The sequence below is a fragment of the Dyella sp. genome, assembly GCF_035277725.1.
In the GTDB taxonomy this organism is placed as follows: Bacteria; Pseudomonadota; Gammaproteobacteria; order Xanthomonadales; family Rhodanobacteraceae; genus Dyella_B.
Genome location: NZ_DATEJY010000122.1, coordinates 1 through 12,529 on the forward strand (window position 1 = coordinate 1; position 12,529 = coordinate 12,529).

A 12,529-nucleotide genomic window follows, 5' to 3' on the forward strand; every position below is an offset into this window, starting at 1 on the left:
ATTCACGCTTATCCATACGGATGGCGCCAAGCAGACGGTGACGGTCAATCCCGTGCTGCGCTCCGACAATTCGCACATGCTAAGTGAAGCGATCATGGCGGGCGTGGGGGTTGGATTGGTGCATAAGGCACTCCTGCCGCCCATGGTGGAAAACGGCACGCTTGAGCGCGTTCTCTCCGACTGGCACTACGAACCACAGGCCGTCCACGCCATCTATCCATCCAATCGCTACATCCCTCGCAGAAGCCGAGTGTTCGTGGATGCGTTCGCAGCCCATCTGCAAAAAATTCGCTAGAAGCGTCGCCTTAAGCGGCGGCGAAAGATCCGACCAAATACGTTTCGACATCACGTCCGCGCCGGCGCGGTATTCCTATTCTTGCCGGGCGCACTACAATGCGCGCCCCTTCTTCTGATACGGGCTGAAGCGAACGTGGATATCGTCGTCAACGAAGAACTCAAAGCCTATATCGATCCGTTGACGCCAGAGGAATACGAGTCATTGGAGCGCAGTCTACTTGCAGAAGGTTGTCGCGACGCCTTGGTGCTGTGGGGCAACGTGCTGGTCGACGGCCACAATCGCCATGGCATTTGCCAGAAACACAGCCTGCCCTTTCAGACCGTGCAAAATCCGCGCTTCCAATCGATCGAAGACGTGCATCTATGGATGATCGACCAACATCTGGGCCGGCGCAGCGTGTCGGATTTTCAGCGCGGCGTGCTGGCGCTGCGCAAGCGCCAGATCCTGGCACAGCGGTCCGCCATCCAGGCTGCGACAATCCCTGCCCCGACAACAGAGCACGAGGACGAGACGGCCTCCCCCGACGAATCGGCCGCCCCTACCCCGCCCCTCGCTGAGCGGCCACCCAGCCGAGAAGCACTCGCGCGCGAAGCCAAGCTCAGTGGCAATCAAGTGGCGCTGATCGAAAAGATCCAGAAACAGGCAGCACCCGAGGTTATTGCCGCCGTGCGCTCGGGCACGATCTCCATCAATGCCGCCGCAGCAGTGTCGAGCCTTCCGGAACAGGAACAGCGAGAGGCCGCCTTGGCAGGCAGCAAGGAGTTGAAGGAAGTGGCCAAGCGCGTGCGCGATGCCAAGCGCAAGCCGCGGGAGGTGACCGACACGGAGCCGAACACGCCCCTGTCGGAGACAGGTGTTGATGGTGATACAGATGAACTGACTCGGTTGCGCAAGCAGGTGGCCGAGCTTCAGCAAGAAAACGCAGCATTGCGCAAGGAGCTCGCGGATTTGCGGGCAATCTCGGCGTGATCTCCCGTAGTTGGGATGAGGCATAGCCGAACCCCAACATGGCTAACAAGCATCCGGAGACGCTGGGGTTTGCGTTCCGCTCGCCCCAACCTACGCCGCTCAGGCCGTTTCAGGGCGAGCCGTCATTCCGGCGAAGGCCGGAATCCAGTTCAAATACGTTGTGCGCAGCACTCAACATAAAAAATGCTGTGTCCTTCGGACGCATGACTAGACTGGATTCCGCCTTCGCCGGAATGACGAGCAAAATCATTAGGCACTACACAACTTGAGGCGACTCGCCGCAGAGCAAATCCCTACTGTTTTCCCACCAAAACCGGCTGCGCAATCGTCCGCCCAACAAACGCATTCCACCCCTTGGCTGCCAGCGCCGCCCACGCTGTCGCACCCAAATGCGGATCGTGGTAATAGAAAAAATCATCGTAAGTAGACAGCGGACCAATCGCAAACGACGTAACAATGCGTGCCTGCGGCGTCGCATACAACATGCCACCATCGCTGCGCTGCGCACCGATCGCCCGCCAAAGACTATCCGGCACCGGCTTGCCGCTGGCCTGCAACGCGGCCGCAACCTGGCTGGTGCCTTCCGTCCACATGCCATCCGGCTGACGCTTGAAGCCATAACCGTCGCCACTGCGATGATTGGCGTCGACAAAATTCCACACCGACGCCCAAGCCGCCGGGTGCGGCTGGAATGCCAGCAGTGGCCAGATTTCCTGATCCAGTCCCGACTTGGTGCGCTCGATGGTCTTGCCATCCACGCCGGTACCAACGAAGAAACGCTGCTGTTTGCCATCCCACATAGCGCTGACGAAAGCACCTGCAATCTGCGCCTGCCGCGCTATCGCCGCGTCAGCACGCAATCGATTGGCCCACGTGGCAGCAGCGTAAATGTCGATATTGTGTTCCGTCGACTTCCAGTGCTGGACGATCTGCTTGTTGTCATAGCCAAACACCCCGCCTTCATAGCCTGCGGGTGACGTGGCGTTGGCAGTGTGCGCAGCGATCCACTTCAACTGTGCCACCGCGCCATCGAGATAGTGCGTATCGTGCGTGTTGTCATAGACGGTCAACAGCAGCAATGCGGCCCACGCCGAGTTTCCCGAAGAGGTACCCGTCTGGTAGGGGTCCTGACTCCAATAGTTGCCCTGCTTCTGCCAATAGCCAGGCAACACCACCTTGTTGTCTTGCACCGCACCGCTTCGATACGCGTTGCGCAGGCGCCCGTCCTTATACGTAGCATCGCTGGCCGGCGCCAATAAAAACGCATCGGCAATGCGGCGCGCCTGCCTTGGCGCACCGCAAGCACTGAGCGCAATACCGGCCAATGCGTTGTCGTAGACAAACCCCACATTCTGCAAGGCGCGCGTGGCGGCGTCGTCGCCTTGCATATTGGGATAGCTGGGCAAAATCATCGGACCATCGCCGGGAAATGCCGCTGCAGCGCGCTTCAAGGCGTTGCAGGTTTCGTTGGCCAGTTGCTGGCGCGGCGTGCCGCTGGCGGCGGCTTGCCCGATGCTCGTGATACCGAGCGCCAAGCCAATACTGGCGAGCATGAGCCATCGCTTCGACATGGGTTCCTTATGCCTTTGGTGGCGGGCAGTAATTCAGTTTCAAAAAACCAGGTGGCGTCGTGAGCATGACTGCCAGTACAGGCCCGGGAATTCTCACTCGCAAGAGGCCCACTTGGATGAACACCTGTTTTCACGACCGAGTTTTGTGACGCAAAGCGGCGCAGAGTTCGTTGCGGTACAAGGTCTTTTCATGAGGCAAGCTCGCCAGATACATATTCGGCCAGCTCTCCGGTGTTTTTGACAAACTCAGCCTCTAAATCGATGCCGCACTTGTGCGCAAGAACAATAATCGACCATAAACAGTCCGACAACTCATGGCCAAGTTTGGCCTTGCAGTCATCAATGTCTCGGATACCCGCGTTTGCCTGGATTAATTTTGCAAGATCGCCTACGTCCCCCACAAAACCGAGCGCAAGTTCCGTTGTGCTCCAGCTGCGCCCCCATCTCTTGATCTCAAGCTGTTCGTAGAGCTCGTTTAAATGTAGCGCTGACTTTTCAAGATCACGGAATTTCATGTTGGTTGTACCTGGGTGCCTGCTTCGGGTGGTCGAATCAGATCCTCGTAGCACCAAAATTCGGGTAGCGCGGAGTATCTGCCAGATGCGTTAGCAACGTCTGGCTGGTTTTCATTACGTGATACTTACTGCCGCCGGTAGTAGGCACGATAATCGCCACTTTCCACGCTGACGGCCTGGACCTTTCCGTGTGCGTCACGATGAAACTCAAGCTGCATGAGGGGCATGGACTCAGAATCCGGATCGACGAAGCGCGTCGGCGACAGGGCCTCCAGCTGGTGCACGTTGTCGTCGCCCGGCACTCGCATCGATGCCTTGCCGTGGGACATCGCGATCTGAAACGAGTTGGCATCAAAGTCATCGGCGAGGCGACCGCGAACGTCCATAGGCACGCTGTCATCCAGGCGATACGTGCCCTGGTAGTCCGCATAGGAGACATCCGCAGGATCGAGTGCGACAGCATGCAGTACCGGGTCCACGCCTTGACCAATCATGTCGGACAACGCATGCCGGATTTCCAGGCGCAGACGGGCGCCGTTGGGGCTGTTGGTAAGGATCACGAAGCCGTCGCCTGTCTCCAGGTAACCCTCCATCCAGGCGCGGTAGTTGTCGTTGGAGCCGCTGTGGAAGAAGACCCGTCCGTTACCCGATCCCAGTAGCTCTGGTCCAAGGCCCTGAGGGCTGGGCGAGACAGGGCTCATCATTTGCGTGGCAAGGGCACGCGACAGGAATCCGTTATGCCCCTGATAGCTCTCGATTAGCATGGCAACCATGGCACCGAGCTCGTTCGCGCTCGTCCAAAGTCCCGAAGCGGCCTGCTCGGGAAACGACTGCCAGCCACGCGGCAACGCGATAAGTTTGCCTTGCTCATCGTGGGCCTTGGCGATATTGCCGCGAGAGGCCGACAGGGGACTCTCAAACGTGCTGCGCTGCATATGCAGCGGGTCGAGCAACCAAGTGCGGGCCGCCGTAGCAAAATCGGTGTGGGTCACGTCTTCCAGTAACTGCTGCTCCACCTCGATGCCGCCACCGGAATAGGCGTAGCGCGAACCTGGTGGGTAGATAAGTCGAACAGCATGGTGTTTCGCAGGCGGCAAACCATCCAACGTCTGTAGCAAACTCGGCACCTGCTCCTGAGGCATGAAATCAGGAAAACCACCCACATTGAACCCGGAGGTATGCGACATCAGCATGCGCAGGGTCACGTCGGGATGGAGTGTGTCCTTGGTCGCCGGAACATGCCAGCTCGTCAGGTAGGTATCGATGTTGCGATCAAGGTCCAGTTTGCCTGCCTGCACCATGCGCAGGATCATCACGGCCGTCGCTACCTTGCTGATGGAGCCAGCCGAAAACAGCGTATCGCCATCGATTTTGTCATGCGTGCCAGCTTCCCGGAGCCCATAACCCTTCACCTGCCAAACCTTGCCATGACGCAGCACTGCGACGGCAACGCCGGGGATGTGGTAGTACGCCATCCGGTCGCGCAGTGACCAGTGCGGAACGGGCTGGCCGGCCTCCACGACCGCGGGGCGAAGGTTGTTTTCCCAAGAAGAATTATCGGTAGCTGACTCAGCAGTCGATACGAGCGGAATCGAAAAAGCAACGAACGCAAGAAGCGTCAGCTTCGCGAAGACGCGAGGTGTCTGACGCCGCACAAACTTGATCGACATGTGCCAATTCTCCAGTCATCCATGCACGCCGGCGCAGCACGCCGACAGGTTGCCACCCTCCGCAGGAGGCAGGCAGATCATCACAAAAGAACACGCCGAAATGCTGCGTCTTTGGGTCGTGGATCGCAAGACCATCCACAAGGCCAAATTTGCTGACGCAGAAATCGTGACCCTGGGTGTTGCGCGCAAGGATGCGCCCCGTCTCAGCTAGCGGAGGCGCGTCGGCCACCCGATTCTGACCAGCATGTCATCAGGAGCATTCAAGGCGAACTCGTACATGCCCCACGGTTTGTCGCTCGGGTCGCTGTCGATTTCACCGCAAAATGCAGCAGCAAGCTCATCGACATCCTGGCGGTAGAGATACAGCCCAAATGGATTGCTCCCCGGCACGAGCCACCCTTCCACAGCCTGATTGAGATGGATTTGAGCACCGAAGCCATCAGCTAGCATTCGGTAGTCTCCGGAACTATCTTGCTCGCTCCTGAAGCCAAGCCTTACGAAGAAGGCCTCGGTGCGATCAAGATCATTGCACGGCAATATGGCAATAAGGCTCGACTGCATTTTGCAATCCTCAAGTGGGTCTTTCTTTGCGTCCGGAGTACGCGCACTTTCGGTCGGATCCCAGACTCCCCTGCAAGTCCGCTTTGGGTCGGAAACGGACATTAGGCCTGTTCGATTTGCCGAACGCCCCCGTTTCTCAGCCTAGGTTAGGCAGGTCCACGGCACAAGTTGATGACATGCTCGATGGCGGCAATTACCACGTCGGGCCGTTCTTTCTGTACGTAGTGTCGGCTCGGCACTTGGATGAACCGACCTCGCGTCGATTCCTCGGCGACATGGCGCATTTGCTCGCTATTCCACGACAAAAATGTTCGTTGCTCGGGCGTCGGAGTGCCCTTGAATGTGATCGATTTGAACCAATCAGCCGAAATCACGACAAGAGGCAGATGGCCGAGCGAGTGCTCCGCCAGCGCGATACTCCGCCCGTCGGTCGAATCCCCGTCGCTGTCGATGGGATAGAACAAGTTCTGTCGTTCCGAGAAAAGGGTCGCCTGGTAGATGGGTTGCGTCTCCATGCTTCGGATGGTGTGCGCGAGCAGCCGCTCATTTGAATCTTGCTGGGTATCGAAGGTGTCCAAACACTTCAAGGGATCTTGGCCATCTGGTTGCAAAATGTGCTGCTGCGCTGCACGTCGGCAGTTTTCCAATTGCTGCCCTCGCGCGAGATAGTTTTCGTACTTGTGAACGTAGTTCGCAGTGGTCTCTGGAGAGAGCTTCTCTGTGACTGTAGGGTCCACCAAGACCAGACCTGCAACGCGATCAGTATGTTCGTAGGTGAAAAGCCGAACATTTAATCCGCCGCGAGAATGTCCAACCAGGATCACGCGATCGCCCAGCTTTGCCTGATTGATGAGCGCCAACATATCGTCGACTGCCGCTTGCGCTGTCGCGTGCCGATCGACGGTGTCGCTGAAAAAGTAGTTCGCGCGGTCATAGGCGCAAGCGCGCGTCGTTTTAGCAATCTCCCCTTGCACCGTACGCCAGCCCAGCGTGCCGTCCCCCATCCCCGCATCGAAAAGCACAGTCGGAGTACCCTTTCCGAGACAATAGAGATTGAGCCGCCGGCCGGGCGCCACGCCGACAAGCTCCTGCGGATGCGTGTATGCCGTTGCCGGAAGCAATTCGGATGAATCTGCGTATGCGGTGGTGGCTATTAACGCACCAAGAATCAATAGCGTGGCAAGTACGAAACGAAAACGCCACATATGGAAGTCCTTGTCGCCCGACAGCAATAGGCATTGTGATGCGTACGATCAGAAAAACGTTTAGCTCCGCAATGTCCGATACGGGTCGAAAGCGGACCTTTTTCTCAGTCTATTGCCTTTCCTCGACATCCTCAGGGCACTTAGCGGCCGCTTTGCCAGAGGCGCCACCAGGGCTTTCTTTTTCTCCTTTCAATCGCTGACTCGTCACTTGGATAGGGAATGAAATCCAGAAGCTCGCCATACTTTTGATGCAGGAACAAACCGCCATCGACAGTGACGCGGATCAGAAAATCATTGTCGCAGTGAAGCAGCACCTGGTTCCCAGATACGACCTCGTGACTTTCCAGCCACGTCGAGTCGTACATTGCGCCGATACTTTTTCGGTCAAGAACTCGAAGATCTTTATCCGCGAAAATGACATCGAGGGAATCATCTCCACAATCCCACGACGTGACAAACAGATAGCCTGAAGCACAGCGATATTGCGCTTCAAGCACGAGCCCTGGAATGGACTTACCTGTCGATTTTCCGCTTAGTAGCAATTCGCTTTTTCGCCCCCAAGACTCTCGCGGACCCGGGTGCGGTTTAAGTGAAAACGTCTTGAGCAAATCCATATCTGGCGCCTGGTTTAGGTGATTCGCGTGCCGGAAACCGTAGCGTCGGCTTCGGGTCGAAAGCGGACACTTTGGTTTACCACATTATCGGGCCTGGCCATTACGCATGGCGTATCGCCTCATCCGGACGCGATCAATGACCCAAGTAATCGCGGTTATTGCCGCCCCCAAAAGATGAGCCTTAGATTGTCTTCCGCCAATGGTCAAAGAACGGGTCGACATACGCCCGGCTGTTCAAGATATCCATCCGAGTAGCCCGTGCATCAGAAGAATGGCTGAGATGATCTTGTCCGATTTGGCCATGTATAACGCCTCCTAACGCTTGACAATAGGTGCAGCAGCCATAAGCCATCGTTTGCGTTTTACCGCACCTTCCCAAACCCACGAAACTGCCGGAACGCCGCCCGGAAATAACCAACATCCGCATTTGCGGCAGAAGGCGCACCACCCTCGCCCATCAGAGCCGGAAGCGCCGTCCACGGCAACGTCGGATACCGATGATGCAGCCGGTGAAGATGATGATTCATCAATACCGGTCTCCAGATTCCCGGCACGCGAAAGTTGCGAGCGCGCTCCGGCTCGTCAAGCGTGACATCGTAATGCGGCAGGTTATCCGCCACGGAGAGCCACACACCACGCAGAAACATCGTGATGGCCAGCGCAGGCCACCATGCGCCGTAGAGATAAAACGCGCCGGCATGGAGTGCCATCGATAGCAGCCAGTCACGCCGCATGCGCACGCGGCGATCTTGATTCCCCGCGAAGCCGACAAACAGGCGCTGGACATCCTGGGCCACCGGCTCGTCGCTGCGAAGTGCGCGGGCGACGAGTCGGCACACCCACCTCGCCGGCAAAAAGGTGAGCAACGGCAGCACAAGTTCCGTCATATACATGCCACCCAGCAAATGCGTGTAATAGCCGATGCGCGCAAGCAGCGGATGTGTCACGCCATCATGCACGTCCGGTCGATCATGCGGTTCGCGCGTAAAGCGATGATGCATCAGGTGACCGAAGCGCACCGCGTCGTACGGCAACACGAAAGCGATGGCCAATATCCGGCCAAGCCATTCGTTGAGCCGCCGTTGGGGCAATAGCTGCCCGTGAATGGATTCATGGATCAGGCCCCAATGCGTCGGGGTCAATACCACCAGCGGCAGCGCGATCCATAGCACGGAAGCGCCCCACTGCCGCAACAGGAATGGCCATGCAATGAGTTGCACCAGCACGGCCATCGTGACCAGTCCAAGCAGCACCGCGTTGGCGCGATAGTCGATGGGAGCACGCCGAGGTGTTCGCCGCTCTGGCGCTGCTTGGGCGCCATCAATCTCTACCCCTGCCCGCAGGTACATCGTTCCCCCATAACTACGGAATATCGCCGCATAACCTAGCAGCGCCTTTTGAAAGCTTAAAGAGGGGCTCTCGTAGGCTGGGATGAAATCCCGGCATTCTTGGCATGGCGATGCTGGGATTTCATCCCAGCCTACTTGTTCCGAGCATGTTGCTGGGTGAGCACCTTGGACGTTTGGCGCCCAAGGTGCCTTAAGCTCAGGGTTTCCCACCCGCCCGTATCACCGCCTCATTAATCGCCCGCACCTTGGGCTCATCCACCTTTTCCACTTTGCGGTCGTAGGTAAACAAACCATTGTGCTCACCCTCCACATCGGTGATCTGCGTATAGACGCTGCCTGACATGCCCTTCGGTATGCCTTTGTCACGCAGCACTGAGGTATTGGCGACGTAGCCGGTATTGAGCGCATCGCGGTCTTTCACGGCGCCATACGGGTTGATGGGGGTGTTGGGCCAGACGTGACCAGGAATGCCCAGGGTCAGGCCACCGTGTTCGCCGTCGATGGCGGCGCGTTGTGCATCGGGGCTGGGTAGGCCGGGGCCTTGGTAGTCGTGCACGTCGTAGACGTCGCCGGCGTGTGGGTCGCCTTTGGTGTCGCAGCAGTTGGCACCGCTGCGCGCATCGACCAGGCGCGAGGGGTCGAGTTGTTTGATTTGGGCGGCGAGTTCGGCGGCGGCGGGAATGCTCCATTGGCCCCAGCCTTCGTTGAAGGGAATCCAGCCGATGATGGAGGTTTCGCCCTTGAGTTGTTCGACGATGGCGGTGACGTCGGCACGGAAGTTGGCCTTGTCGGCGTCGCTGAGTTTGTCGTTGCGATCGGTCGGCATGGCGGGCATGTCTTGCCACACCATCATGCCAATGTGGTCGGCCCAGTAATACCAGCGCGCCGGCTCCACTTTGATGTGCTTGCGGATGGTGTTGAAGCCGAGGTCTTTGGTTTTCTGGATATCGAACTTGAGCGCCGCATCAGTGGGCGCGGTGTAGATGCCGTCGGGCCAGTAACCCTGGTCCAGGGTGGCGAGCAGGAAGGTGGGTTTACCGTTAAGCACGATGCGATTGCGGCCGCCGACTTTCTCGATGGCGATGGTGCGCAGGCCGGCATAGCTGGTTACGTCGTCGCGTTGATTGCCTTGCGTAAGCGTGGCCTTGAAGGTGTATAGAAAGGGATCTTGCGGGCTCCACACATGCGGATGGGCAATCGCCAGATGCAGCGATTGGCCAGCTGGTCCGCTCGCCTCGCCTACGGCTTTGCCATCCGCATAAGCGGTTACATGCAACGTGGCGTTCAAGCTGTCGCCTTGCAGTTTCGACGCGACATCGAAGGCGTCCAGGCTGCGCGCGGGCGTGAAGGTCAATTGCGCCAGGCTGGTGGCAGGCACCGGTTCCAGCCATACCGTCTGCCAGATGCCGGAAGCGGCGGTGTAGAAAATGCCTTCGGGCTTCAGCCGCTGCTTGCCAACCATCACGTTGGCGCCATCCACCGGCGCATGCACGGCAACGATGATCTCTTGCGGCCCCTGCGGGCGAAGCGCGGAGGTGATGTCTGCACTGAAAGACGTATAGCCGCCCGAATGCTGCGCGACCTGTTTGCCGTTGACGTAAACGGTGGCATCGCAATCCACCGCGCCGAAGTTCAGCCGCACGTGCTGGCCATGCGCAGTGAAGTCAGCCGGAACGTTCACCAATCGGCGGTAGAACATGAAATCCGCATGCTTTTGCACACCCGAGAGCACGGACTCGATCGGATACGGCACCAGCACCTGGTCTTTCAGCGTCTGCCCGAACGGCGGCGCACCCTGCCCGTCGCTTGGCGCGTATTGCCACAGGCCGTTGAGGCTCAGCCATTGCGGATGCTCCAGCGATGGCCGCGCCAATTGCGGACGCGGATACTCGGGCAACGCGTTGCTGGGTGATACCTCGGCCGTCCACGGCGTGGCCAAGGGCGCTACTTTGCCGTTCCAAGTTGTGGTTTGATCCGGCGCTGCCATGGCCATCGATGCAAAACTCATAGCCACGGCCATGCTCATGCAGGCACCCACGCGCCGTACTTTAATGCTGTTTGTCATCCGCCCTTCCCTTATTTGACTTTGTTAGAAGCGGCGCCATGCACCGCCACCGCGTAGAATGGCCAATTGTCGGACAAATGTCCTAGTCCAATCGTCATGCTTGGAAAAAGGCCCTTTTCTCGAAGCATGGACTTGTCCCGAATATATGAATCATATATGTTTCGCATACGCTTCATATCGGGCCTCCCCCATGGGCATTATCAACATCGATGACGACTTGCACGATCAGCTGCGGCGCGCCTGCACGGTGACCAGCCGATCCATCAATGCGCAAGCCAACTTCTGGATCAAGGTCGGCATGCTGTGCGAGATGAACCCGGAACTCAGCTTCCAGGAAATCGTCGCCAAGGAATTGCGTGCAGCCGGCGTGAAGCCACAGCCTTTGCGATCGGGGCGCGCGTGATCAAAAGCGCCGCCGAGCTTGCCTTGATGGCGCAGGCCGGCTCCCTATTGGCTGAGGTGTTTCATGCACTGGGGCAGCTGACGCTGGAAGGCAAGAGCACGATGGCGATCAACGACTTTGTTGAACGCATGATCGTCGATGAGGTTAAAGCCCGACCTGCAAGCAAAGGCCAATACGATTTTCCGTATGTATTGAATGCCTCGGTTGACGACGTGGTCTGTCATGGCGTGCCTTCGGAACACGAGGTGCTTCGTAGCGGCCAGATTGTCAACTTGGATATCACGCTGGAGAAGGACGGCTATATCGCCGATTCCAGTACCACTTATTTAGTGGGTGAAGTCGCGTATCCGGCGCGGCGATTGGTGGCTGCTACTTATCACGCCATGTGGAAGGGTATTGCAGCGGTTCGCCCAGGTGCGCGCCTGGGCGACATTGGCCATGCCATCGCGCATTACGCGCGTGCGCATGGCTACAGTGTCGTCAAGGAATACTGCGGACACGGCATCGGCCGCGAAATGCACGAAGACCCGCAAATTCTGCATTACGGGCGGCCAGGTACCGGGCTTGAGCTTGAAGAGGGCATGGTTTTCACCATCGAGCCGATGCTCAATCAAGGGAAGGCTGCGATTCGCGCCGAGCCTGACCAATGGCCGGTGTATACCCGCGATGGCAAGTTGTCGGCGCAGTTCGAGCACACGGTTGCGGTGACGCGTCGAGGTGTGCGGGTGTTGACGTTACGGCCGGGAGAGCGGCCGCTGTGTGAGTTGAAGTGAATGCCCCGAACTTAAGGGCATTTCTATAAATCAACACATCCGTTTCTGAATGCCCGGCATGACCATCTCGGCGTAGGTTGGGGTGCGAACCCCAACATAGCGTGATGATCGGCATGGCGATGTTGGGGTTCGCACCCCAACCTACGGTTCTGGGTCCCGGCCTTCGCCGGGACGATGACACATCAGGCATTTTGGCGAGTTGAGCTCAAATTTCTCCGGACAGCAGTGAGCGAAAGCTGGAATGACGGATTGGGTTCTACGGCGACTGACAAAACTCTTGAGTTCGGAGCATTACTCCAACCCATCCCAACTATCGCAGCGGAGAGAGCTGATCAAAACCCATCAAGCCTGCTGCAGCGACTGCATATCCATCGACGGCCATGTGGCCGAGCCCGCCTAGCAGGCTGTTGAGAAACACCCCATCGAATCAACAGCTATAAACTCCATCTATTGCTCTACGGCTTCGCTCGCGTCTGGCGTGTCATTCCCCGAATGCTAGATGCACGTTTCCTCAGGTCGGCGACGGATTCCACCAA

At 58.1% G+C, this 12,529-nt stretch carries 12 protein-coding genes; 4 read left to right on the forward strand and 8 right to left on the reverse strand.

Annotated elements, in window-relative coordinates; genetic code table 11:
- Both VJR68_RS10955 and VJR68_RS10960 read left to right on the forward strand, forming a co-directional pair.
- Nucleotides 1-295: LysR substrate-binding domain-containing protein (locus VJR68_RS10955; protein ID WP_324147717.1), on the forward strand; the 295-nt coding region annotated here is incomplete at its 5' end.
- 135 nt (nt 296-430) lie between these two features.
- A complete protein-coding gene (locus tag VJR68_RS10960; protein WP_324147718.1) occupies nt 431-1,267 on the forward strand; it encodes a plasmid replication/partition related protein in 837 nt (278 codons plus the stop codon).
- A 293-nt stretch (nt 1,268-1,560) separates the two neighbouring features.
- On the opposite strand, the gene VJR68_RS10965 is transcribed toward VJR68_RS10960, so the two are convergent.
- The 8 genes from VJR68_RS10965 to VJR68_RS11000 all read right to left on the reverse strand — a co-directional run bounded on the left by VJR68_RS10965 (nt 1,561) and on the right by VJR68_RS11000 (nt 10,817).
- Nucleotides 1,561-2,820 carry a hypothetical protein gene (locus VJR68_RS10965; protein ID WP_324147719.1) on the reverse strand — a complete coding sequence of 420 codons (1,260 nt, stop codon included), beginning with the start codon at nt 2,818-2,820 and terminating at the stop codon, nt 1,561-1,563.
- Between the two features lie 206 nt (nt 2,821-3,026).
- The gene (locus VJR68_RS10970; RefSeq protein ID WP_324147720.1) at nt 3,027-3,353 is read right to left on the reverse strand and encodes a nucleotide pyrophosphohydrolase; all 327 of its coding nucleotides are present in this window, start codon (nt 3,351-3,353) and stop codon (nt 3,027-3,029) included.
- Nucleotides 3,354-3,478: 125 nt separating this feature from the next.
- Complete coding sequence (locus tag VJR68_RS10975) at nt 3,479-5,023, reverse strand: serine hydrolase domain-containing protein (RefSeq protein WP_324147721.1); 1,545 nt, start codon at nt 5,021-5,023, stop codon at nt 3,479-3,481.
- Nucleotides 5,024-5,230: 207 nt separating this feature from the next.
- Nucleotides 5,231-5,584, reverse strand: coding sequence for a hypothetical protein (locus VJR68_RS10980; protein WP_324147722.1), 354 nt, complete (start codon nt 5,582-5,584; stop codon nt 5,231-5,233).
- A 146-nt stretch (nt 5,585-5,730) separates the two neighbouring features.
- Nucleotides 5,731-6,789, reverse strand: a complete 1,059-nt coding sequence (locus VJR68_RS10985; RefSeq protein ID WP_324147723.1) for an alpha/beta hydrolase — start codon at nt 6,787-6,789, stop codon at nt 5,731-5,733.
- 140 nt (nt 6,790-6,929) lie between these two features.
- The gene (locus tag VJR68_RS10990) at nt 6,930-7,403 is read right to left on the reverse strand and encodes a hypothetical protein (protein WP_324147724.1); all 474 of its coding nucleotides are present in this window, start codon (nt 7,401-7,403) and stop codon (nt 6,930-6,932) included.
- 362 nt (nt 7,404-7,765) lie between these two features.
- On the reverse strand, nt 7,766-8,752 hold the full coding sequence (locus VJR68_RS10995; protein WP_324147725.1) for a fatty acid desaturase family protein: 987 nt from the start codon (nt 8,750-8,752) through the stop codon (nt 7,766-7,768).
- A 196-nt stretch (nt 8,753-8,948) separates the two neighbouring features.
- Entirely contained in the window at nt 8,949-10,817 is a 1,869-nt protein-coding gene (locus VJR68_RS11000; protein ID WP_324147726.1) for a glycoside hydrolase family 2 protein, read from the reverse strand.
- A 190-nt stretch (nt 10,818-11,007) separates the two neighbouring features.
- Between VJR68_RS11000 and VJR68_RS11005 the strand changes: the two genes are divergently transcribed.
- The gene (locus VJR68_RS11005; protein ID WP_324147727.1) at nt 11,008-11,220 is read left to right on the forward strand and encodes a ParD-like family protein; all 213 of its coding nucleotides are present in this window, start codon (nt 11,008-11,010) and stop codon (nt 11,218-11,220) included.
- On the forward strand, nt 11,217-11,993 hold the full coding sequence (map, locus tag VJR68_RS11010; RefSeq protein WP_324147728.1) for a type I methionyl aminopeptidase: 777 nt from the start codon (nt 11,217-11,219) through the stop codon (nt 11,991-11,993). Before VJR68_RS11005 ends, map begins: the two co-directional genes overlap by 4 nt.
- The last annotated feature ends 536 nt before the right edge of the window (nt 11,994-12,529 follow it).

What these genes read in the sequence shown, in the direction of transcription:
- VJR68_RS10980 (WP_324147722.1), bottom strand. Translation starts at nt 5,584, where the DNA reads ATGCAGTCGAGCCTTATTGCCATATTGCCGTGCAATGATCTTGATCGC.
- VJR68_RS11005 (WP_324147727.1), top strand. Translation starts at nt 11,008, where the DNA reads ATGGGCATTATCAACATCGATGACGACTTGCACGATCAGCTGCGGCGC.
- VJR68_RS10965 (WP_324147719.1), bottom strand. Translation starts at nt 2,820, where the DNA reads ATGCTCGCCAGTATTGGCTTGGCGCTCGGTATCACGAGCATCGGGCAA.
- VJR68_RS10985 (WP_324147723.1), bottom strand. Translation starts at nt 6,789, where the DNA reads ATGTGGCGTTTTCGTTTCGTACTTGCCACGCTATTGATTCTTGGTGCG.
- VJR68_RS10990 (WP_324147724.1), bottom strand. Translation starts at nt 7,403, where the DNA reads ATGGATTTGCTCAAGACGTTTTCACTTAAACCGCACCCGGGTCCGCGA.
- VJR68_RS10970 (WP_324147720.1), bottom strand. Translation starts at nt 3,353, where the DNA reads ATGAAATTCCGTGATCTTGAAAAGTCAGCGCTACATTTAAACGAGCTC.
- VJR68_RS10995 (WP_324147725.1), bottom strand. Translation starts at nt 8,752, where the DNA reads ATGTACCTGCGGGCAGGGGTAGAGATTGATGGCGCCCAAGCAGCGCCA.
- VJR68_RS10975 (WP_324147721.1), bottom strand. Translation starts at nt 5,023, where the DNA reads ATGTCGATCAAGTTTGTGCGGCGTCAGACACCTCGCGTCTTCGCGAAG.
- VJR68_RS11000 (WP_324147726.1), bottom strand. Translation starts at nt 10,817, where the DNA reads ATGACAAACAGCATTAAAGTACGGCGCGTGGGTGCCTGCATGAGCATG.